Annotated in this window: 19 protein-coding genes and 1 pseudogene; 12 read left to right on the top strand and 8 right to left on the bottom strand. The window is 64.2% G+C overall.

Annotated features, from left to right (window positions below; translation table 11 throughout):
* Window positions 1-9: 9 nt before the first annotated feature.
* A complete protein-coding gene (locus tag H8A95_RS27245; protein ID WP_229186011.1) occupies window positions 10-840 on the bottom strand; it encodes a sterol desaturase family protein in 831 nt (276 codons plus the stop codon).
* Window positions 841-1,119: 279 nt separating this feature from the next.
* Here H8A95_RS27245 and H8A95_RS27240 point away from each other — a divergent pair, with 279 nt between their 5' ends.
* The 9 genes from H8A95_RS27240 (at window position 1,120) to H8A95_RS27200 (ending at window position 9,872) form a co-directional block, all read left to right on the top strand.
* The gene (locus tag H8A95_RS27240) at window positions 1,120-1,284 is read left to right on the top strand and encodes a Flp family type IVb pilin (RefSeq protein ID WP_050422174.1); all 165 of its coding nucleotides are present in this window, start codon (window positions 1,120-1,122) and stop codon (window positions 1,282-1,284) included.
* 171 nt (window positions 1,285-1,455) lie between these two features.
* Window positions 1,456-1,980 carry an A24 family peptidase gene (locus H8A95_RS27235; RefSeq protein WP_229186010.1) on the top strand — a complete coding sequence of 175 codons (525 nt, stop codon included), beginning with the start codon at window positions 1,456-1,458 and terminating at the stop codon, window positions 1,978-1,980.
* 127 nt (window positions 1,981-2,107) lie between these two features.
* Window positions 2,108-2,899 (top strand): Flp pilus assembly protein CpaB, encoded by a 792-nt coding sequence (gene cpaB / locus H8A95_RS27230; protein WP_229186009.1) that lies wholly within the window; start codon window positions 2,108-2,110, stop codon window positions 2,897-2,899.
* A 1-nt stretch (window position 2,900) separates the two neighbouring features.
* Window positions 2,901-4,385, top strand: coding sequence for a type II and III secretion system protein family protein (locus H8A95_RS27225; RefSeq protein ID WP_229186008.1), 1,485 nt, complete (start codon window positions 2,901-2,903; stop codon window positions 4,383-4,385).
* Window positions 4,386-4,393: 8 nt separating this feature from the next.
* Window positions 4,394-5,146 carry a CpaD family pilus assembly protein gene (locus H8A95_RS27220; RefSeq protein ID WP_229186007.1) on the top strand — a complete coding sequence of 251 codons (753 nt, stop codon included), beginning with the start codon at window positions 4,394-4,396 and terminating at the stop codon, window positions 5,144-5,146.
* Complete coding sequence (locus H8A95_RS27215; RefSeq protein WP_229186006.1) at window positions 5,143-6,411, top strand: CpaE/TadZ family protein; 1,269 nt, start codon at window positions 5,143-5,145, stop codon at window positions 6,409-6,411. The genes H8A95_RS27220 and H8A95_RS27215 overlap by 4 nt, the downstream gene beginning before the upstream one ends.
* Before the next feature lie 24 nt (window positions 6,412-6,435).
* Window positions 6,436-7,899 (top strand): TadA family conjugal transfer-associated ATPase, encoded by a 1,464-nt coding sequence (locus tag H8A95_RS27210; RefSeq protein WP_229186005.1) that lies wholly within the window; start codon window positions 6,436-6,438, stop codon window positions 7,897-7,899.
* Between the two features lie 11 nt (window positions 7,900-7,910).
* Window positions 7,911-8,888 carry a type II secretion system F family protein gene (locus H8A95_RS27205; RefSeq protein WP_229186004.1) on the top strand — a complete coding sequence of 326 codons (978 nt, stop codon included), beginning with the start codon at window positions 7,911-7,913 and terminating at the stop codon, window positions 8,886-8,888.
* A gap of 9 nt (window positions 8,889-8,897) precedes the next feature.
* Window positions 8,898-9,872, top strand: coding sequence for a type II secretion system F family protein (locus tag H8A95_RS27200; protein ID WP_229186003.1), 975 nt, complete (start codon window positions 8,898-8,900; stop codon window positions 9,870-9,872).
* 212 nt (window positions 9,873-10,084) lie between these two features.
* Here H8A95_RS27200 and H8A95_RS27195 read toward each other — a convergent pair whose 3' ends face one another.
* Window positions 10,085-10,882, bottom strand: a complete 798-nt coding sequence (locus H8A95_RS27195; protein WP_229186002.1) for a tetratricopeptide repeat protein — start codon at window positions 10,880-10,882, stop codon at window positions 10,085-10,087.
* 206 nt (window positions 10,883-11,088) lie between these two features.
* On the opposite strand from H8A95_RS27195, the gene H8A95_RS27190 reads away from it, so the two are divergent.
* Together H8A95_RS27190 and H8A95_RS27185 are read left to right on the top strand one after the other, a co-directional pair.
* Complete coding sequence (locus H8A95_RS27190) at window positions 11,089-12,468, top strand: leucyl aminopeptidase family protein (protein WP_229186001.1); 1,380 nt, start codon at window positions 11,089-11,091, stop codon at window positions 12,466-12,468.
* The gene (locus H8A95_RS27185) at window positions 12,461-13,303 is read left to right on the top strand and encodes a C40 family peptidase (protein WP_229186000.1); all 843 of its coding nucleotides are present in this window, start codon (window positions 12,461-12,463) and stop codon (window positions 13,301-13,303) included. The genes H8A95_RS27190 and H8A95_RS27185 overlap by 8 nt, the downstream gene beginning before the upstream one ends.
* A 116-nt stretch (window positions 13,304-13,419) precedes the next feature.
* Here H8A95_RS27185 and H8A95_RS27180 read toward each other — a convergent pair whose 3' ends face one another.
* The 6 genes from H8A95_RS27180 to H8A95_RS27155 all read right to left on the bottom strand — a co-directional run bounded on the left by H8A95_RS27180 (window position 13,420) and on the right by H8A95_RS27155 (window position 21,900).
* Entirely contained in the window at window positions 13,420-15,045 is a 1,626-nt protein-coding gene (locus H8A95_RS27180; RefSeq protein WP_229185999.1) for an ABC transporter ATP-binding protein, read from the bottom strand.
* Between the two features lie 3 nt (window positions 15,046-15,048).
* Window positions 15,049-16,233, bottom strand: a complete 1,185-nt coding sequence (locus H8A95_RS27175) for an ABC transporter permease (RefSeq protein ID WP_229185998.1) — start codon at window positions 16,231-16,233, stop codon at window positions 15,049-15,051.
* Window positions 16,233-17,342, bottom strand: a complete 1,110-nt coding sequence (locus H8A95_RS27170) for a microcin C ABC transporter permease YejB (protein WP_229185997.1) — start codon at window positions 17,340-17,342, stop codon at window positions 16,233-16,235. Before H8A95_RS27170 ends, H8A95_RS27175 begins: the two co-directional genes overlap by 1 nt.
* Before the next feature lie 3 nt (window positions 17,343-17,345).
* Window positions 17,346-19,217 (bottom strand): extracellular solute-binding protein, encoded by a 1,872-nt coding sequence (locus H8A95_RS27165; RefSeq protein WP_229185996.1) that lies wholly within the window; start codon window positions 19,215-19,217, stop codon window positions 17,346-17,348.
* A gap of 17 nt (window positions 19,218-19,234) precedes the next feature.
* Window positions 19,235-21,136, bottom strand: a complete 1,902-nt coding sequence (locus H8A95_RS27160) for an extracellular solute-binding protein (RefSeq protein WP_229185995.1) — start codon at window positions 21,134-21,136, stop codon at window positions 19,235-19,237.
* A 215-nt stretch (window positions 21,137-21,351) separates the two neighbouring features.
* Window positions 21,352-21,900, bottom strand: a complete 549-nt coding sequence (locus H8A95_RS27155; RefSeq protein WP_229185994.1) for a c-type cytochrome — start codon at window positions 21,898-21,900, stop codon at window positions 21,352-21,354.
* Between the two features lie 199 nt (window positions 21,901-22,099).
* On the opposite strand from H8A95_RS27155, the pseudogene H8A95_RS27150 reads away from it, so the two are divergent.
* Window positions 22,100-22,177, top strand: a pseudogene (locus H8A95_RS27150) (3-deoxy-manno-octulosonate cytidylyltransferase); the annotation flags it as partial.

Raw genomic sequence — 22,177 nt, 5'->3', positions numbered from 1 at the left:
ACGAGCCGGTCATTGCCGGAACGGATAAGCCAACTGTCCGCCGATCTCGGTCGGCACGCCCTGTTCGGCGTCGACGCCGTAGTCTTCCGGAAGCTTGCCTTCCGGCATGCGGAACGTCCCGAACAGGATATCCCAGAGCGGAAAGGTGCCCGCGAAATTGGTGTCGCCGCCGTCCTCGAGCCCGGTGTGATGCCAGCGGTGAAACACCGGCGTCGCGATCACGTATTTGAACGGACCGAGCGTCCAGTTCAGGTTGGCGTGCACGAATGCCGAGTGGAATGTGGTGAACGGCCCGACCCACAGCATGATGTTCGGCGAGATGCCCGCCATCAGCAGGATCACATCGACGGTGATCGTACCGACCAGCAGATTGACGGGATGAAAGCGCGCCGCCGAGATCCATTCGAGATCCTCGGAGGAGTGATGAATGGCGTGGTACTTCCAGAAGCCGCCGCCGTGAAACATCCGGTGCAGCCAATACAGCATGAAGTCGGAGCCGACCAGGAAGATGATCGATTGCAACCAGAGCGGAAGCTGCGCCAGAGGACCGTGTCCGTTCTCGTAGAACGCGATCAGGTCGTCGGCACCGTGAACGTTGAACACCGCGGCGGCGCCCACCACCAGGAGCCCGATGCGCAGCACGCGGGCGAACACCGGCACGAAGAACCAGTAACAGATGTCCGTGACGAGCTCTCGCTTCCGCCACCACGGCCCGCCGGGATTGCAGGCCCAGAAATGGGTCAGCACCGTAAAGAACAGCGCCAGCGCGATCGTGATCGGCACCACCTTCATCATCGTCTGGCCGATCATCTCGATGACTTCGATCGGAAAGCTAGACATGGCAGCCTCATGTAACGGAAGCCCCATGGGTATAGATGTGCGCTTAAGGAGCCGTGAACAGGTGCTGGCATCGGATCCCGGCAACAATCTGCAATTTCAGCGAGCCGCTTAATGCCAAATTTACTGTGCGCAACAACAGCGGGTTCCCCCAGAGTTTATGCGATCAAATTAACTGCACCGAAATCGTCCAACCGTAGGGTGCCGCACATGGTCACGGTGCTGAGAACGCCGGCGAGACCAAATCTAGTTCGACCAGCCACGTGTACACAGGAGCTATTTATGAAGAACCTCGTTTCGCGCTTCGTGAAGGACGAATCGGGCGCGACCGCCATCGAATACGGTCTGATTGCGACCGGCATTGCGATCGCGATCATCGCTGCAGTCAACGGCGTCGGCACCAAGCTGTCGGGCACCTTCAGCACGATCGCCGGTTCGCTGAAGTAAGCCGCTTCCGAATTCGCATCAAAGGTCCCGGCAACCCCGGGACCTTTGCTATTTGTCGGGGGGGGGCGATTGGCGGCTCCATTGCAAGATGCGCGGGCCCTTTCCCGATTGTTCACCATTGGCCGCTAGCGTCGGGTCTCGACCGCAGCTCCAGCTTGACGGCATGAATCCATGATCCTCGACATCGCACGCTTGATGCTGTTTCCGGCCCTGATGGCCTTTGCGGCGGCGAGCGACCTGTTGACCATGACGATCCCGAACCGGATCTCGCTGGCGCTGGTGGCCGGCTTCTTCGTCCTGGCGCCGCTGACCGGGATGGGGGTCCACGAGATCCTGACCCATGCCGGCGCGGGCGCGCTGGTTCTGGTTGTGGCGTTCGGCATGTTTGCGATGGGCTGGGTCGGTGGCGGGGACGCCAAGGTCGCAGCCGCGGCCGGCCTTTGGTTCGGCTTCGAGCATCTGCTTCCCTATCTGGTCTTTGCGTCGCTGTTCGGCGGTGCGCTGACCGTGCTGCTGTTGCAGCTCCGGCAGTGGCCGCTGCCCTATCCGCTCGCGTCCCAGGCCTGGCTCAGCCGCCTGCACGACAAGCAGACCGGCATTCCGTACGGCATCGCACTCGCCCTCGGCGCCCTTCTGATCTATCCCGAGACGGACTGGATCAAGACGATCGATCTCGCGCACTTCGCCTTGCGCTGAGAAAGCGGCAGTAACCGCTCGTTAAGGCGATTTAGATACGCCTCATTAACCATGCTTTGACGAATAGCTGGTCAACTCCCATCACGGCGGCGGCAGCGTCGCGGCGTCATGTGGAAAGTGAAGCGTAATGGATAAGGCCCGCATTCTGGTCCTGGCTATCGCAGGCTGCGCCGGCATTGCGGCGCTCTATTTGGCAAGCGGAAGCGACGACAAGCCGGCGCCTCCTCCGCCGGTCGCACAGCTCCCCACAGTCGACATCCTGGTCGCGCGCTCCGACATCGGCCTCGGCCAGGCCGTGAAGCCCGAGGACGTGCAGTGGCAGACCTGGCCGGCGGCAACCGCCAGCGCCACCTTCATGCGCAAGGACAGCCGCGCCGACGCCATCAAGGACGTCACCGGCTCGATCGCGCGCGCCCCGTTCATCCAGGGCGAGCCGATTCGCGAGCAGAAGCTTGTCAGGGCCGACGGCAGCGGCTTCATGGCTGCGATCCTGCCGACCGGCATGCGGGCGGTATCGACCGAAATCTCACCCGAGACCGGCGCCGGCGGCTTCATCCTGCCGAATGACCGGGTCGATGTCCTACTGTCGAAGCGGGACAAGAATCCGGACCGCAACGGCGCCGACATCGTCAACTCCGAAGTCATCCTGACCAATGTTCGCGTGCTCGCGATCGACCAGGCGCCGAAGGAAAAGGACGGCACCAACGCGTTGATCGGCAAGACGGTGACGCTGGAGCTGAAGCCCGAACAGACCGAGACGCTGGCGCGCGCGCGCCAGAGCGGCGTCCTGTCGCTGGCGCTGCGCAGCATCGCCGACAACAACGCGCCCGAGACCAGGACCGACGACACCCGTAGGCGCGGTGAGACGATCAACGTCATCCGCTTTGGCGTTGCCAACCAGGCGACGATGCAGAAGTGACATGAGGACACACGTGATGAAGGGCGGGGCAACTCAACGGACAATGCGGGCCTTCATGGTCCGCGCATTGTCGTTCTCGGCCGTCGCCGCGCTCACGCTCAACCCGGCGCTGACGCCGGTGGTGGCGAGCGACTACCGCGCCGCGCCCGCCCCTGCCTCGGCCGAAGGCCAGATGAATGCCCGTTTCCTCGCACTCGGCGTCGGCAAATCGATCGTGATCGACCTGCCGAGGGACATCAAGGACGTGCTGGTCGCCGATCCCAAGATCGCCAACGCCGTGGTCCGCTCGGCGCAACGCGCCTACATCATCGGCGCGACGGTCGGCCAGACCAACATCGTGTTCTTCGACGCCGCCGGACAGCAGATTGCGGCCTATGACATTGCGGTCAAGCGCGATCTCAACGGCGTGCGTGCCGCGTTGCGTGCGTCGCTGCCGAATGCCGATATCCAGATCGAGGGCGTCGCCGACGGCGTCATGCTGACCGGGAGCGCGGCGAGCCCGATCGAGGCGCAGCAGGCCGGCGAGATCGCCGCGCGGCTGGTCGGCAGCGCCGAAAAGGTCGTGAACTCCATCACGGTTCGCGGCCGCGATCAGGTGATGCTGAAGGTCACGGTTGCCGAAGTCTCGCGCAGCCTGATCAAGCAGCTCGGCATCGACCTCACGGCAAACCTCAATTACGGAACGGCTGTGGTGAAATTCGCCAACACCAATCCGTTCACGGCGAACAGCGCGGCACTGGTGCCCACCAACGCCATCACCACCTCGTTCGGCGCGGCGCCGTCGGTCTCGGCGACGATCCGCGCCATGGAAAGCGCCGGTGTCGTACGGACGCTCGCCGAACCGAATCTGACCGCGATATCAGGCGAATCGGCGACCTTCATCTCCGGCGGCGAGTTTCCGATTCCGACCGGCGTGACCTGTCAGACCACGACGGGAGGCGCGATCGGGCAGTGCGTCCAGACCGTCAGCTTCAAGAAATTCGGTATTTCGCTCAACTTCACGCCGGTGGTGTTGACCGAGGGCCGGATCAGCCTGCGCGTGATGACGGAAGTGTCGGAAGTCTCGACCGAGAACTCGCTGACGGGCGGCGCCGGTGGAACGACGATCCCCTCGATCAAGACCCGCCGCGCCGAGACCACGCTGGAAATTCCCTCGGGCGGCTCGATGGCGATGGCCGGCCTGATCCAGGACCAGACCAAGCAGGCGATCAACGGCCTTCCCGGGCTGGGATCGCTGCCGGTGCTCGGCACGCTGTTCCGCAGCCGCGACTTCGTCAACAACCAGACCGAAATGATGGTGCTGGTGACGCCCTATATCGTTCGCGCCGTAGCGCAGAAGGACCTGTCGCGTCCGGATGACGGCTTCGCCAACGCGTCCGATCCGCAGGCCGACCTGCTGGGCAGCATCAATCGCGTCTACGGCGTGCCCGGCCGCACCGAGCCGGCGCGGAATTACCGCGGCACTTACGGCTTTATTACCGACTGAGGCGGACGATGACACAGACCACATCCAGAACATCCGCCGACCACAAGCGCAGCATCGGTCTCGCCGGAGCGCTCATCGGCCTTGCCATGACGCTGGGCGCCTGCCAGCACGCCGCCGACAACAGTTTCGCGATGGTTGGCGCGCCGGCCGACTATCGCCAGCGCCACCCGATCTCGGTCACCGAGGCGGATCGCTCGATCGTGGTCTTCGTCGGCCGCAGCCGCGGCGGCCTGACTGCGGAGCAGCGCGCCGAGGTGATGGGAATGGCGCAGGACTGGATGCGCGAGGGGACCGGCGCCGTCACCATCGACGTTCCCGCCGACACGCCGAACGCCCGGCCCGCCCAGGAATCGTTGCGTGAGATCCAGGCCACTTTTGCCGCCGCCGGCGTGCCGCCACGCGGCATCCTGGTTCGCAAATATCATCCCGAGGATCCGCGCCAGATGCCCGCGATCCGCGTGAACTATCCAAAGATGAAGGCGGTCGCTGGGCCATGCGGCCTCTGGCCGGAAGATCTCGGCCCGTCGATCCACAACGGGTCCTACATCGAGAACAAGCAGTACTACAATTTCGGCTGCGCCAATCAGCGCAACCTTGCAGCCATGGTTGAAGACCCCACCGACCTCGTGCAGCCGCGTGCGGAGACCCCTGCCTACACGTCGCGCCGTAACATCGCCTTCGACAAGTATCGCAAGGGCACCACCACCGCCACGGCCTATCCCGAGGCCGACAGGGCCAAGCTAAGCGACACAGGAAAATGATCACCTACGCGCAGCAAAACTCCGAAGAGCAGACGGACGCCCCGCCGCAGGCCGTGGACGACCATATTGCTCCGGCGCCGCGGGTCTCGGTCCAGGCGTTCTGCGAAACCGTCGAGACCGCCGCCGCCGTGCAGTCGGCCGGCGAGGATCGCCGGTTGGCCAAGGCGCACCTCAAGATCCAGATGGGCGGCATGGCGGCCGCCATCGAGGCCTATCGCTCGGCGCCGACGCCCAACGTCATCATCCTCGAGACCGAGGGCCGCGGTGACATCCTGGCCGGCCTCGATCAACTTGCCACCGTGTGCGATGCCGGCACCCGCGTGGTCGTGATCGGCCGGATCAACGACGTCACGCTGTATCGCGAGCTGGTGCGCCGCGGCGTCAGCGACTACGTGATTGCGCCGGCCCACGCGATCGACGTGGTGCGCGCGGTCTGCAACCTGTTCTCGGCGCCGGAAGCCAAGGCGGTCGGCCGCGTCGTCGCCGTCGTCGGCGCAAAGGGCGGCGTCGGTGCCTCGACGATCGCCCACAATGTCGCCTGGGCGATCGCCCGCGATCTGGCGCTTGATTCCGTGGTCGCCGACCTCGACCTCGCATTCGGCACCGCGGGCCTCAACTACAACCAGGATCCGGCGCAAGGCATCGCAGACGCCGTGTTCTCGCCGGACCGCGTCGATACCGCCTTCGTCGACCGCCTGCTGTCGAAATGCACCGACCATCTGAGCCTGCTGGCGGCGCCGGCTACGCTCGACAAGGTCTACGATTTCGGCGCCGAAGCGTTCGATGCGATCTTCGATACGCTGCGCACCACGATGCCCTGCATCGTGCTCGATGTGCCGCATCAATGGTCGGGCTGGACCAAGCGCGCGTTGATCGCGGCCGACGACATCCTGATCGTGGCGGCGCCCGACCTCGCCAATCTGCGCAACGCCAAGAACATGTTCGATCTCCTGAAGGCGTCGCGGCCCAACGACCGCGCGCCTTTGTACTGCCTGAACCAGGTCGGCGTGCCGAAACGTCCGGAGATCGCGGCCGCCGAATTCGCCAAGGCGATCGAAAGCCAGCCGATCGCCGCCATTCCGTTCGATCCGCAGATCTTCGGTTCGGCCGCCAACAACGGCCAGATGATCGCGGAAATCTCCGCAAACCATCGCGCGGTCGAGATGTTCCTGCAGATGGCGCAGCGGCTGACAGGCCGCGGCGAAACCAAGAAGCCGAGGGGGTCCTTCCTGTCGCCCCTGCTCGAAAAGCTGCGGTCCAAATAGTGGTCCGCGTGGAGTCAAGACGTCGTGTTTGGTAAGCGTAGCGGAAGCGATGGGGACGTGCGGGCATCCAAGCCCGCTTTTCAGACGCCGGAGCCTGCCGGCCCGTCGGCGATGACGCGCGAGCCCGGCGCACCGACGATCTCGTCGCCGCCGCTGGCGCCTCCAAAACCACCGCCGCCGCCCACCGTCGAAGCCCGCCGCTCGGACAATTACTACCAGGTCAAGGCAACGATCTTCGGCGCCCTGATCGAGGCGATCGACCTTGCCCAACTTGCCAAGCTGGACAGCGAGTCGGCGCGCGAGGAAATCCGCGACATCGTCAACGAGATCATCGCGATCAAGAACATCGTGATGTCGATCGCCGAGCAGGAAGAGCTGCTCGACGACATCTGCAACGACGTGCTCGGTTACGGCCCGCTGGAGCCCCTGCTGTCGCGCGACGACATCGCCGACATCATGGTCAACGGCGCCGGCACGGTGTTCATCGAAGTCGCCGGCAAGATCCAGCGCACCGGCATCCGCTTTCGCGACAACCAGCAGCTGCTCAACATCTGCCAGCGCATCGTCAGCCAGGTCGGCCGGCGCGTCGACGAATCCTCGCCGATCTGCGACGCCCGCCTCGCCGACGGCTCGCGCGTCAACGCCATCGTGCCACCGCTGGCGATCGACGGGCCCGCACTCACCATCCGCAAATTCAAGAAGGACAAGCTGACGCTGGAGCAACTCGTCAAGTTCGGCGCGATCACGCCGGAAGGGGCGACCATCCTGCAGATCATCGGCCGGGTCCGCTGCAATGTGATCATCTCGGGCGGTACCGGTTCGGGCAAGACCACCCTGCTGAACTGCCTGACCAACTATATCGAGCACGACGAACGCGTCATCACCTGCGAAGACGCCGCCGAACTTCAGCTGCAGCAGCCGCATGTGGTGCGGCTGGAAACCCGGCCGCCGAACATCGAAGGCGAGGGCCAGGTCACGATGCGCGAACTGGTCCGCAACTGCCTGCGTATGCGCCCTGAGCGGATCATCGTCGGCGAAGTCCGCGGCCCCGAGGCGTTCGACCTGTTGCAGGCGATGAACACCGGCCACGATGGCTCGATGGGCACGCTGCACGCCAACAACCCGCGCGAGGCGCTGTCGCGCTGCGAATCCATGATCACCATGGGCGGCTTTTCGCTTCCTTCACGCACGATTCGCGAGATGATCTGCGCCTCGGTCGACATCATCGTGCAGGCCGCGCGCCTGCGCGACGGCTCGCGCCGCATCACGCACATCACCGAGGTGATGGGCATGGAAGGCGACACCATCATCACCCAGGACATCTTCCTGTACGACGTGGTCGGGGAAGACGCCAACGGCAAGATCATCGGCAAGCACCGCTCGACCGGCATCGGCCGGCCGCGCTTCTGGGAGCGTGCCCGCTACTACAATGAAGAGAAGCGGCTTGCGGCGGCGCTGGACGCCTCCGACTCACCGGCGCCGGCCTAAGGGAACGCAGGATGCAGACGCAAACCCTTGCCCTGGCCTTCCTCGCCGCCACGACCGTGGGCGGCATCGCCTGGGTCTTCCTGTACCCCTACCTCTCAGGGGAGAAGAAGGCCGAGTCCCGCCGCGCGTCGGTGGCGCGCAGCGAACCCACGACGACGCGAACCGCCGACCGCACGCAACGCTCCCGCCGCGAGCAGGTCGAAGGATCGTTGAAGGAGCTCGAGGCGCGGCGGCAGAAGGACAAGAAAGTCCCGCTCGGCATGCGCATCTCGCAGGCCGGACTGGAGTGGTCGGAGCAGAAATTCTGGATGATCTCCGGCGCCCTCGGCCTGTTCGGGTTCGCCGCGGCATTCGTGGTCGGCGGCGGGTTGCTCGGCGCGGCCGGCATCGGCTTTGCCATGGGTCTCGGCGCACCGCGCTGGCTGCTCGGCTTCCTGAAGAAGCGACGGGAAAAGGCTTTCCTGAAGGCGCTGCCCGATGCGGTCGACGTCATCGTACGCGGCATCAAGGCCGGCCTGCCGCTGTTCGAATCGCTCAAGGCGGTCGTCAACGACGCGCCGGAGCCCTTGCGCAGCGAGTTTCTCGCGATCATCGAGACCCAGGCGATCGGCATGCCGCTCGGCGAGGCCTGTTCCCGACTCTACGAACGCATGCCGCTGCCGGAGGCGAACTTCTTCGGCATCGTGATCGCGATCCAGCAGAAGTCCGGCGGCAATTTGTCGGAAGCACTCGGCAACCTGTCGCGCGTGCTGCGCGACCGCAAGAAGATGGCCGAGAAGATCCAGGCGATGTCGATGGAAGCGAAGGCCTCCGCCGCCATCATCGGCTCGCTGCCGCCGATCGTGATGATCCTCGTGTTCCTCACGACGCCGGACTACATCGCCCTGCTGTGGACCAACTCGATGGGGCAACTCATGCTGGTCGCCTGCCTCGTCTGGATGACGATGGGCGTGCTGGTGATGAAGAAGATGATCAACTTCGATTTCTGACGGTGCAGCATGATTGATATTCTGGTCGCCAAGCTCCACGACGTCAGGTTCATGACGATGCTGCTTGCCTTCTTCGCGGCAAGCGCCACGGTCTACACGCTGGTGATGCCGCTGCTCGCCGGCGGCGACCTCAACAAGCGCATGAAGGCCGTCGCCAGCGAGCGCGAACGCCTCCGGCAGCGCGAACGCGAGCGCCTCTCCAAAACGGAGAAGGTGGCGCTGCGGCAGACGCCGAAGCAGGTCGTCTCCAGGGTGGTGGACGATCTCAACCTCACGAAATGGCTGGCCCAGGAAACGGCGCTCGAGAAGCTCGTGATGGCGGGCTATCGCGGCCACGCCCCCTACGTCACCTTCCTGTTCGCCCGCGCGGTGACGCCGATCGTGCTGCTGCTCGGCGCCATCATCTACACGTTCTTCATCGCCGGCGCGAACTGGTCGCTCACGCTCAAGATCGGCATTTGCGTCGGCGCGGCCTATGCCGGCCTTCAGGCGCCGATGCTGTTCCTGAAGAATGCGATCTCCAAGCGCCAGCTCCAGATCAAGCGCGCCTTTCCTGATTCGCTCGATCTGCTGTTGATCTGCATCGAGTCGGGCATGTCGGTCGAGGTCGCGTTCCGCAAGGTGGCCAACGAGATCGCCGGACAGTCGATCGCGCTGTCGGAGGAGTTCGCACTGACGACCGCGGAACTGTCCTACCTGCAGGACCGCAAGTCCGCCTACGAGAACCTGGCGCGGCGCACCGGGCTCGAAGGCGTGAGATCGGTGTGCATGGCCTTGCAGCAATCCGAACGCTACGGCACGCCGCTCGGCCAGAGCCTGCGCGTGATGGCGCAGGAAAATCGCGACATGCGCATGAACGAGGCCGAGAAGAAGGCAGCGGCGCTGCCGCCCAAGTTGACCGTGCCTATGATCGTGTTCTTCCTGCCCTGCCTGTTCATCGTGATCCTCGGGCCGTCCTACATCAAGATCGCCACGATGCATTGAGTTGCGCCGCCACGCATACGACAACGCCCGGCATGCCGGGCGTTTCTTTTTGTGGCGTGAGGTCGATGGTTCGCGAGGCTGAGAGCTTCGCCGTCGGAGACAACGGGAACGCTAAAGCGCGATGAGATCGGGTTGAATCGTCATCGCGCTTTAGATTCTTGTTTCAGCATGATCTTTTCGGAAAACCGCCGCGCACTTTTCCGGATCATGCTCTAGTCGTCCTTGGCGACGACCGGTGCGGCGCGCGACGCGGTCCGCGGACCGTCCTTGCGATTCAGCATGTCGCGGAGATAGGCGACATTGGCCGCCGCCTCATCCGCCGGCAGGTCGGCCTTGACGATCGTTTCGGCCTCCGCGAAGCGGCCCTGCAGGCCGACGACGAGCGCAAGGTTCTGCCGGATCCGGGTGTCGGCGCGGGCGCTGGCATAGGCCTGGCGCAGCGTCTCTTCCGCCTTCGGCAATTCCTTGGTCAGCATGTAGGACAGGCCGAGATTGGACAGCACCGACGGCTCGTCCGGCGCCAGCCGCAACGCGCTGGCGTAATAGCGCCGCGCTTCGTCGTGCCGGTTCAACTTGTCGAGCGTGGTTCCCTGCACCGACAAGATCCGCCAGTCCGGATTGTCCGGGCTGTGGGCGCGGCTCAGCACGTCGAATGCGGCCTGCGAGTTGCCGTTGTCGGCCAGCGCGCGGCCATAGGCGGCGAGCAGCGCCTTGTTGCCGGGATTGGTGATCGTGGCCTGCTCCAGCATGGCGCAGGCCTGCGAGCGCTGTCCGGTCATGCGCAGGGCCTGGCCGTAAGCGATCGCGGCCTCGGCATCCTTGGGATTCTTGCGGTAGCGCTCGCCATAGACCTCGGCGGCGCGGCGCGGATCGTCGGGCGTGGGGTCCGGGCGGGATGCGATCGATCCCGTCACGTCGGACATGGTCTGGCACCCGCCAAGCCCTGCGGCGAGGACGGCCACAAGGGCTGCGGAAGCGAGATGCCGGGTCAAATTGGACTGTCGACGCATGGCACTGTGACTCACGATATCGAGCGAATGGCTTCAGCCGAGCGTGCCAGCAATAGACTGTTAACCCTAACGTCTGGTTAACTGGCGACACCGGCAACCGGTTCGCCGGTTCCAATCCTGCACGTCGCGTGAACCGCTGCCGCGCTACCATCCACGGCGAAAGCCGTGTAGTAGCCACCGACGACGCCAGAACAGCCGAGAGCCGCATGCCATCCGTGTTCGAGACCGCACCAACGACCGCCGTCACACCGATCACCTTTGTCACCAGGGCGACATGGGATGCGATCCGCAGCGAACTGCCGGCACCGGCGCGCCAGTTCGCAGAGGCCAGCGGCTTCGAGGCCAAGCCCGGCAAGACCCTCGCTTTGCCGGCGGCCGACGGTGGCATCGCGCAGGTGCTGTTCGGCCTCGAGGACGCAGACCACAAGGCACGCGATCCATTCCGGCCCGGCGCCCTGCCCGGCCTGTTGCCGCCGGGTGTCTATCGCTTTGCCAATGCGCCGCATGACCCGAGGCTCGCTGCGCTCGCGTTCGCGCTGGGCTGCTATCGCTTCGGCCGCTATCGCAAGAACAAGGCCCCCGAGGTCCGTCTGGTGCCGCCCGACGGCGTCGACGCCGCCGAGATCGCGCGAATTGCGGATGCGGCGGCGCTGGCGCGCGACCTCATCAACACACCCTCCAACGACATGGGCCCGGCCGAGCTCGCGGAAGTCGCGCGCGAGCTCGCAACGCGGTTCGGCGCCGCCTTCAATTGCATCGAGGGCGACGAGCTCGCGCAGAACTTCCCGCTGATCCACGCCGTCGGCATGGCATCGACACGCGCGCCGCGGCTGATCGATCTGAGCTGGGGCGATCCGGCCCATCCGAAGGTGACGCTGGTCGGCAAGGGCGTCTGCTTCGATACCGGCGGGCTCGACCTCAAGCCGTCGAGCGGCATGCTGATCATGAAGAAGGACATGGGCGGCGCCGCCAACGTGCTGGCGCTGGCGCAGATGGTGATGGACGCGAAGCTGAAGGTGCGGCTGCGCGTGCTGATCCCGGCGGTCGAGAACGCGGTTGCCGGAAATGCGTTCCGCCCGCTCGACATCTTCAAGTCGCGCAAGGGCATCACCGTCGAGATCGGCAACACCGACGCCGAGGGCCGGCTGGTGCTCGCCGACGCACTGGCGCTGGCCGACGAGGAGACGCCGGATCTGCTGGTCGATCTCGGCACGCTGACCGGCGCCGCGCGCGTGGCGCTGGGCCCGGATCTGCCGCCGTTCTACACCGATGACGAGGCGCTCGCCGCCGACGTTGCTGCGTCTGCAAGGAGCGAGAACGACCCGTTGTGGCGGATGCCGCTGTGGCCGGCCTACGATGCCTGGCTCGACTCCAAGACCGCCGACATCACCAATGCACCGTCGGGCGGTTTCGCCGGCTCGATCACCTGCGCACTGTTCCTGCAGCGCTTCGTCGAGCACGCGCGGAGCTGGCTGCATGTCGACATCTACGGCTGGACGCCGTCGGCAAAGCCCGGCCGCCCCGAAGGCGGCGAGTGCCAGGCGGCACGCGCGATCTACAAATTGCTGAGTCAGCGCTATGCATGATGCCAGACTGACGCCGGCCCGCGCCGACCTTGCCGCGAAATATCTCGAGGGCAAGGTGAAGGCGGCGCGCTTCGTCGAAGGCGAAACCTTCGAGGTCGGTGAAGCCATTGCGCCGCTGCGGCGGGCACCGGCGGCCGATGCCGAGCAGATGACGCAGGCGCTGAAAGGCGAACGCGTCACGGTCTACGATCGCAACGGCGAAGGCTGGGCCTGGGGCCAGCTCGTCGATGACGGTTATGTCGGCTGGATTCCCGACGCAGCCCTGACCAGCCCCGGCGCCGCACCGACGCACAAAGTGACGGCGCTGCGCACGCTGGCGTTTCCGGGACCGTCGATCAAGCTGCCGCCGGTCGAGGCGCTGGCGATGGGGACCAAGCTCGCGGTCGTCCGCGAGGACGGAGCTTTCGCGGTGACACGAGAAGGCTGGCATTTGCCGCGCCAGCATCTCGCGTCGCTCGACACGATGGCGCCGGATTTCGTCGGGATCGCCGAGCAATTCGTCGGCACGCCCTATCTCTGGGGCGGCAAGTCGAGCCTCGGCATCGATTGCTCCGGCCTGGTGCAGATCGCGCTGACGGCCGCCGGCACCGGCTGCCCGCGCGACAGCGACATGCAGCAGGACGGGCTCGGCCGCGAATTGACGACAGCGGAATCGAAGCATCTCGCACGCGGCGACCTGATCTTCTGGAAGGGCCACGTCGCCATCGCGCGCGACGCGACGACGATCGTGCACGCCAACGCGCATCACATGGCGACCGTGGCGGAGAACACGCAGGCCGCGATCGCGAGGATCAAGGCGGCGGGCAGCGACGTGCTGGCGATCAAGCGGCTATGATTGCGTCATTCCGGGGCGGCGCGTAGCGCCGAGCCCGGAATCCATTCATCCACCGAACATGCGGCCCGATGGATTCCGGGCTCGCGCTTCGCGCGCCCCGGAATGACGAGACTGAACTACGTCGCCACCGACCCTTCGCCGGCCGCTTCGATGCGGAACGCGGCGGCGAACAGCGCGCGGGTGTAATCGCTCTTCGGGTTCTTGAACAGCGCGGAGGCCGGTCCCTCCTCCTCGACCTTGCCGGATTTCATCACGATCAGATGGCTCGCGAGCGAGGCCACCACGCGCAGATCGTGCGAGATGAACAGGTAGGTGAGGTCGCGCTTGCGTTGCAGGTCGCGCAACAGATCTACCATCTGGGCCTGCAACAGCATGTCGAGCGCGCTAGTCGGCTCGTCCAGCACGACGAAGTTCGGCTCCAGCACGACGGCACGCGCGATCGAGATGCGCTGGCGCTGGCCGCCGGAGAACTCATGCGGATAGCGGAAGCGCCAGTCGGGATCGAGCCCGACATCCTTCAATGCCTTGATCACCCGCGCCTCGCGCTCCTCGCGCGACAGCTGCTTCTGATGCACCTCAAGCCCCTCGGCGATGATGTCGGCGACCGACATGCGTGGGCTGAGCGAGCCGAACGGATCCTGGAACACGATCTGCATGTCGCGGCGGAACGGCAGCATCTGCTTGAAACGCAGCCCCTGGATGTCCTTGCCGAGAAACACGATCGGGCCATCGGACGAAATCAGCCTGAGCAGCGCGAGCCCAAGCGTGGTCTTGCCGGAGCCGGATTCGCCGACGACGCCGAGCGTCTCGCCCTTGCGCACCGCGAGGCTGACGCCATCGACCGCCTTGATGTGGCCGACGGTCGAACGCATCAGCCCGCGCTTGATCGGAAACCAGACCTTGAGATTGTCCGCCGACATCACGACCGGCGCGCCCGGCTGCGGCGGCGCCGGATCGGGCTTCGGCTCGGCCGCCAGCAGCGCCTTTGTATAGGTGTGCTTCGGCGCGGTGAAAACCTGTTCGACGGGGCCCTGTTCGACGATCTTGCCGTTGTTCATCACACAGACGGTGTCGGCGATACGGCGGACGATGCCGAGATCGTGGGTGATGAACAACAGACTCATGCCGAGCCGGGCGCGAATCTCAGCCAGCAATGCCAGTATCTGCGCCTGCACGGTGACGTCGAGTGCCGTGGTCGGCTCGTCCGCGATCAGCAGATCGGGCTCGTTGGCAAGCGCCATCGCGATCATCACGCGCTGGCGCTGACCACCGGATAGCTGATGCGGATAGCTCTTGAGCCGCGTTTCCGGCTCGGGGATGCCGACCTGGCCGAGCAATTCCAGCGTGCGCGCCCGCGCCGCCGCACCGCTAATGCCGCTGTGCAGCGACAGTATCTCGCCGATTTGGGATTCAATGGTGTGCAGCGGATTGAGCGAGGTCATTGGCTCCTGGAAGATGATCGAGATGTCGTTGCCACGAATCCCGCGCATCTCGCTTTCCGACGATCCCAGCAGATCGCGGCCCTTGAAACGGATCGCCCCGGAGGGATGCGAGGCCGCCGGATAGGGCAGCAGCCTCAATACCGACAGCGCGCTGACCGATTTTCCCGAGCCGGACTCGCCGACCAGCGCCGTGCATTCGCCGCGCTTGATCGAGAAAGAAACGCGATCGACCGCAAGCGAGCGGCCGAAGGCGACGGAGAGGTCGCTGACGTCGAGCAGAGGCTGGTTGGTCGCGTCCATGCGTCAGCCCTTCGAGAACGTCTTGCGCGGATCGAAGGCGTCGCGCGCGGCTTCGCCGATGAAGATCAGGAGCGACAGCATGATCGCGACCGAGAAGAAGCCGGTGAGACCGAGCCACGGCGCCTGCACATTGGCCTTGCCCTGCGACAGCAATTCACCGAGCGAAGGTGAGCCGGGCGGCAGGCCGAAGCCGAGGAAATCCAGCGCCGTCAGCGTCATCACCGAGGACGAGACGATAAAGGGCAGGAACGTCATGGTCGCGACCATCGCGTTCGGCAGCAGATGGCGGAACATGATCACGCGGTTGGAGACGCCGAGCGCGCGCGCCGCCTGGATGTATTCGAAGTTGCGGCCGCGCAGGAACTCGGCGCGGACCAGGCCGACTAGCGAGACCCACGAGAACAGCAAGAGGATGCCGAGCAGGATGAAGAAGCCCGGCGGCAGCACCGCCGAGATGATCAGCAGCAGGTAGAGCGAGGGGATCGCGGTCCAGATCTCGATGAATCGCTGGAAGCCGAGATCGATCCAGCCGCCGAAATAGCCCTGCACGCCGCCGGCGGCGATGCCGATGATCGAGGACAGGATCGTCAGCGTCAGGCCGAACAGCACCGAAATGCGGAAGCCGTAGATCAGCCGCGCCACCACGTCGCGGCCCTGATCGTCGGTGCCGAGCCAGTTGTATTCGAGGTCGCGGCAGCCGGTCAGTCCCTTCCGCTTCACCACGTCCTTACACTGCTCTTCGCTCAGCAGCCAGGTCGGCTTCGACGGCACCGCCGTCGGCGGGTCGAGGTTGCGGCTGTCGTAGGAATAGCGGATCGGCGGCCAGATCATGCTGCCGCCCTTGGCGGCGATCTGCTTCTGCAGATAGGGATCGCGATAATCGGCCGCGGTCTCGAAGTCGCCGCCGAAAGTGGTCTCGGCGTAGGTGAACACCACCGGCCAGTAGAAGTGGCCGTCATATTTGACGACCAGCGGCTTGTCGTTGGCAATGAAATTGGCGAACAGCGACGCCACGAACAGGATAAGGAAGATCCAGAACGACCAGTAGCCGCGACGGTTCGCCTTGAAGTTCTGCCAGCGCCGCTTGTTCAGCGGCGACGGCGAGAAGCCGTGGCGCGTGACGGGCACGGCCTCGCCGAGCGGCGATTGCGTCGAGGTTTCGACCGGCTGGGGCGCGAGAATCGTCATCAGACCTCCCGCGCCTCGAAGTCGATCCGTGGATCGATCCACATATAGGCGAGATCGGAGATCAGATTGACCACCAGTCCGACCAGCGAAAAGATGAACAGCGTTCCGAACACCACCGGATAGTCACGGTTCAGGACGCTCTCGAAGCCGAGCAGCCCGAGCCCGTCGAGCGAGAAGATCGTCTCGATCAGCAGCGAGCCCGAGAAGAAAGCGTGGATGAACGCGCCTGGGAAGCCCGCGATCACGATCAGCATCGCGTTGCGGAAGATGTGGCCGTACAGCACCTGGCGCTCGCTACAGCCCTTGGCGCGCGCGGTCATCACATATTGCTTGCGGATCTCGTCGAGGAACGAGTTCTTGGTCAGCAGCGTCATGGTGGCGAAGGCGCCCAGCGCCATCGACACCAGCGGCAGCGTCAGATGCCAGAAATAGTCGATGATCTTCCAGTACCAGGGGAATTGCGACCAGCCGTCCGACGTGAGGCCGCGCAGCGGAAAGATATTGAGGAACGAGCCGCCGGCGAACAGCACGATCAGGAGGATCGCGAACAGGAAGCCCGGGATCGCGAAGCCGATGATGATCACGGCCGAGGTCCAGGTATCGAACCGCGACCCGTCCTTCACCGCCTTGCGGATGCCGAGCGGGATCGAGATCAGATAGGTCAGCAACGTCATCCAGATGCCGAGCGACATCGAGACCGGCAGTTTTTCCTTGATCAGTTGCAGCACGCTGACGCTGCGGAAATAGCTGTTGCCGAAGTCGAATCGCGCGAAATTCCACACCATCAGTGCGAACCGCTCCGGCGCCGGCTTGTCGAAGCCGAACTGCACCTCGAGCTTCTTGATGAAATCGGGGTCGAGCCCCTGCGCGCCGCGGTATTTCGAGTTGACGGCACCGGCCGCACCCGTGCCCTGGCCGCGCTGTGCGCCGAAATCGCCGCCGCCGCCCGACACGCGTGAGGTGCCGCCGGTGTCGGCGCCGTTGATCTGCGCGATGACGCGCTCGACCGGCCCGCCGGGCGCAAACTGCACGACCACGAAGGACACGAACAAAATGCCGAGCAGCGTCGGCAGCATCAGGAAGATACGTCGGGCGATATAGGCGCTCATCAGCTACTTCGCCTGCTCGAGCTTCGCGGCCTTGGCCGCATCGAACCACCAGTTCTCCGGCGCGCCGACGCCCTGCGTATATTTCGCGAGCTTCTCGGTATGACCGAACTGATCCCAATAGGCGATCGGATGCGTGTTGCGGTACCATTGCGGCACCCAGTAGCGGCCGGCGCGGAACACGCGGTCAAAGGCGCGGCAGGCGATCGTCAGCTCATGGCGGCTGTTCGCACCAATGATCTTCTCGATCAACACGTCGATCGCCGGATTGGCGATACCTGCGAGATTGTAGGAGCCCTTGGTCTTCGCGGCCTGCGAGGAGAAGAACGGCCGCATGCTGTCGCCCGGCGTCGCCGAGAAGCTGAAGCGCTGCATGGTCATGTCGAAATCGAAGTCTTCCACCCGGGCGCGGTACTGCACCGCGTCGACCAGGCGGAACGTCGCATCGATGCCGAGCGTGCCGAGATTCTTGATGTAAGGCCCATGATGCGGTTGCAGCGAAGGCTCGTCGTTGAGAAATTCGATAGTAATGGGCTGGCCGTTTGGTAGCACGCGCTTGCCGTCCTTGACGACACAGCCGGCCTCGTTGAGCAGCTGCACCGCCTTGCGCAGCAGCGTGCGATCCTGACCGGAGCCGTCGGACATCGGCGGCACGAACGGCAGGCCGAACACCTCATCGGGCACCTGGCCGCGGAACGGCTCGAGCAGCGCAAGCTCCTCCGGTGAGGGAGGTCCCTCCGCCACCATGTCCGAGTTCTGGAACGGCGAGACGGTGCGCGCATACGCATCGTACATGATGGTCTTGTTGGTCCACTCGAAGTCGAAGGCGCAGATCAGCGCCTCGCGCACGCGCGGATCCTTGAACTTGTCGCGGCGCATGTTGATGAACCAGCCTTGCGCACCGGACGGCGTATCGTCCGGCAGCGTCTCGCGCTTGACCCAGCCATCCTTCACCGCGGGGAAATCGTAGCGCGTCGCCCAGACGCGCGCGGTGAACTCTTCGCGGAACAGGTAGCTCTTCGAGGTGAAGCCCTCGAACGCCACATCGCGGTCGCGATAGAATTCATAGCGCACGGTGTCGAAATTGTAGCTGCCGCGATTGATCGGAAGATCGGCACCCCACCAGTCCTTGACGCGGTCGTATTCGACGTAGCGGTTGACCTCGAACCGGCCGACCTTGTACGGCCCAGAGCCGAGCGGCGCATCGAGCGTCGATTCTTCGAACGACCGCGTCGCGTAGTAGGCCCTGGAGAAGATCGGCAGGCCCGCGACATAGAGCGGCACGTCGCGCGCGCGCCCGGCCGCAAAGGTCACCACCACGGTCGCGTCGTCCGGCGCCTCGGCCTTGACGAAATCGCGGAGCTGCACCTGGATCAGCGGGTGGCCTTTTTCCTTCAGCGTGGCGAGCGAGAAGACGACGTCCTGCGCGGTCAGCTTCGAGCCGTCATGGAAGCGTGCCTCGGGGCGCATCGTAAAGCGGTAGGTCAGCTTGTCCGGCGAGATTTGCACCGACTTCGCGGCAAAGCCGTACATCGCGTCGGGCTCGTCGTTTGCGCGCGACATCAGCGTCGCGAACGTCATGTCCATGCCCTGCGCGCCTTCTCCCTTCAGGACATAGGCGTTCAACGAGTTGAAGGTGTAGTAGGACTGGTTGTAGCCGCGTACCCACGGAATCACCGAGAAGGCGCCGCCCTTCGGCGCTTTCGGATTGACGTAGTCAAAGATCTGGAAATCCGCCGGGTATTTCAGGTCGCCGAACGCCGACATGCCGTGCATCCCGGTTCCGTTGTCGGCCAGCGCCGGTGCAGTACGCAAGCCTGCAGCACTCAACGCACCAATGCCGAGACCAAGTGCGTGCCGACGGGAGAATAGCGCCATGCGCGAATCCTTCGATCTTATGAACGCTTGAGCTTGGCCGCCTTGTCGGCGTCGTACCACCAAATCGCCGGGAACCCCGAAAGGCCGTATTTGGGCAATTCTGCCGGACGACCGAAGCGATCCCAGCGCGCCGTGCGCAGCTTCGGATAATTCCACTGCGGAACGACGTAATGGTTCCACAATAATACGCGGTCGAGCGCCTTCGTCGCAGCGACGAGATCTTCGCGATCCGTCGCAAAAATCACCCGCTCGATCAATTTGTCGATCACCGGGTTCTTGATGCCGGCAATATTGCGCGATCCGGCGGTGTCCGCCGCCTTCGATCCCCAGTATTCACGCTGCTCGTTCCCGGGTGACAGGGATTCTCCCCAGGACCCAATGACGATGTCGAAATCCCAATTGCGAAGCCGGTTCTCATATTGGATCGGATCAATCGTGCGCACGGAGATCGAAAATCCGAGCCGCTCGAGTGGCGGCTTGTAGGCCAGCATGATTCGTTCGAAATTCGGATCCTCACTCAGCAACTCGATCGAGAACGGCTCTCCGCTTTTGGAATCCACGAGCTTGCGATCTCGCACTTCATAGCCGGCCTCCTTGAGCAGGCGCGCTGCATCGCGGAGGTTTTCACGCACAGCCTCGGGATTGCCGCCCACCGGATTCGTATAGGCCGTTGTGAATACTTCGGCCGGCACCTGGTCACGGATGGATTCAAGGATGGCAAGTTCCTTGCTTTGCGGCAGCCCGGTCGCCATCAACTCCTCGGCGCCATCAAAGTAGCTGGTGATGCGCTTGTATTGGCCGAAGAACAGCAGCTTGTTGACCTCCTCGAAGTCGAATGCGTAGTTCAGAGCGCGGCGAACACGCGGATCGCTGAATTTGGCCCGGCGCTGGTTCGGGACAAAGGCCTGCATGGTGCCCGAACTGCGGTTCGGAAACTCTTCCAGCACCACACGCTTGTCGGTGACGGCCGGAAAATTATAGGCAGTTGCCCACGCCTTCGCGCTGTTCTCCAGACGCCAATCGATCTGATCGCCCTTGAATGCCTCGATCGCAACCGTCGGATCCCTGAAGTACTCGTAGCGCAGTTCGTCGAAGTTGTTGCGCCCCACATTGATCGCGAGGTCGCGCGCCCAATGATCCTTGACGCGTTCCAGAGTGACAGTCCGTCCTGCAACGAACTCCTTGATGCGATAGGCTCCCGACCCAAGCGGCTTCTCGAGCGTCGTCGCGGAAACGTCGCGCTTACGGCCTTCGCTATCGGTGCCTTCCCACCAGTGCTTGGGCAGGATCGTCAGCTCACCCACGATCTGCGGAAGTTCTCGGTTGCCCGGCATGTCGAACACGAACTTCACGTCGCGATCACCCATCTTCTCTGCCCGGACCACATGGCTGTAATAGGCGGAGAACATCGGATGATGCTTCTTGAACGCCTCGAGCGAGAAGATCACATCGTCCGGAGTAACGGGTGCACCGTCATGCCATTTGGCTTGTGGACGAAGACGGTAGATGACGTAGGAGAAATCGTCGGGATAGCTTGCGGACTCCGCTAGCGCTCCGTATTGGGTCGACACTTCGTCGAGCGACTGCGTCATCAAGGGCTCGTAGACCAGCGCGACCGCTCCCGCGATCGCGCCTTTCACGCCCGAAACCACGACGTTGAAATTATCGAAGGTGCCAATCGCAATCTGGCGGACGGTGCCGCCCTTGGGCGCATCCGGATTGACATAGTCAAACCGCTTGAAGTCGGCCGGGTATTTGACATTGCCGAAAAGCGACAAGGCGTGCCGCCATTTTAGTCCATTCGTAGCGTCATCCGCGAGCGCCGGTGTGACCGCGCCAATGCCGGAGTTGAATCCGAGCGCCGGAGCGATTGCCGCCAGAGCGCTGCCTTGAAGGAGGTGTCGTCGGGTAATCGCCAAATTCGGTCTTCCTGCTTGCGGCCCCGGTTACATGGGACCCAATATAAGGCAACGGTTCGACAAATTACGTTGCTTTTTCCTCATGATATTGACCTCGGAACAATATCGCTGCGGCGAAACGTCCCGATAACAACCCCGCGACAGCGGATTCCCCATGCGAAAACGGCCAGGCATTGCCTGGCCGTTTCATCCGCATGCTTGTGCGAAGCAAATCGTTACTTCGAAGCGGTCGGGATCGGAGCCGGGTGCTCCGAGTTCGAATTCAGATAGGCGATGATGTCGGCGCGTTCGCTGTCCTTCGGCACGCCGGCGAAGCCCATCGCGGTGCCGGGGATGAAGGCCTTCGGGTTGGTCAGGAACTTGTTGAGGTCGTCAAACGACCAGTCGCCGCCCTTGCCCTTCATCGCAGCCGAGAAATTGAAGCCACGGCCCTCGCCCTTCTTCTCGCCGACGACGCCGTAGAGGTTCGGACCGACGCGGTTGGGGCCGCCCTTTTCGAACGTATGGCAGGCTTGGCACTTCTTCGCGGCGCCCGCGCCCTTCTCGGCGGACGCGGTCTGCAGCAGCTTCTCGATCGGCTCGGACGGCGCCGCAGCGGCCCCGCCGGCACCTTCACGGGCCGCTTCCTTCACCGCGATCTCAAAACCCGGCTTCTCCGGCAGCTTCGCGGAAAACACCGATCCGGCGGCAAAGCTCATCACCAGGACGACGATGCAGGTGCCGAGAACCGCACCGAGGATTTTGTTGAGTTCGAAGGAGTCCATTTTGGGTCAGGCTCCGGGCCTTGAATGTCGACTTCAGGCCGGGAATACGGCCGCGGGGAAAGACCTGGGAATCGGCCTTATCGCACCGCCCCAAGCAGGGTTGAGATATCGGTTTGCCCGCGCTCTGGCAACCCGTATAAACGCGCCGAATTCAACCTCCTCCCCGGCAATTTCCGCAGGCCGGACGGGCCCGACACGAATGACCAACCCCCGCACCTTGGTGCTGATTCCGGCCCGCATGGCCGCCACCCGACTGCCCGGCAAACCGCTGCTCGAG

This window comes from Bradyrhizobium oropedii, assembly GCF_020889685.1.
Classification (GTDB): domain Bacteria; phylum Pseudomonadota; class Alphaproteobacteria; order Rhizobiales; family Xanthobacteraceae; genus Bradyrhizobium; species Bradyrhizobium oropedii.
The sequence above is the reverse complement of the archived record's forward strand: the minus strand, read 5'-3'. Positions and strand labels throughout refer to the sequence as shown.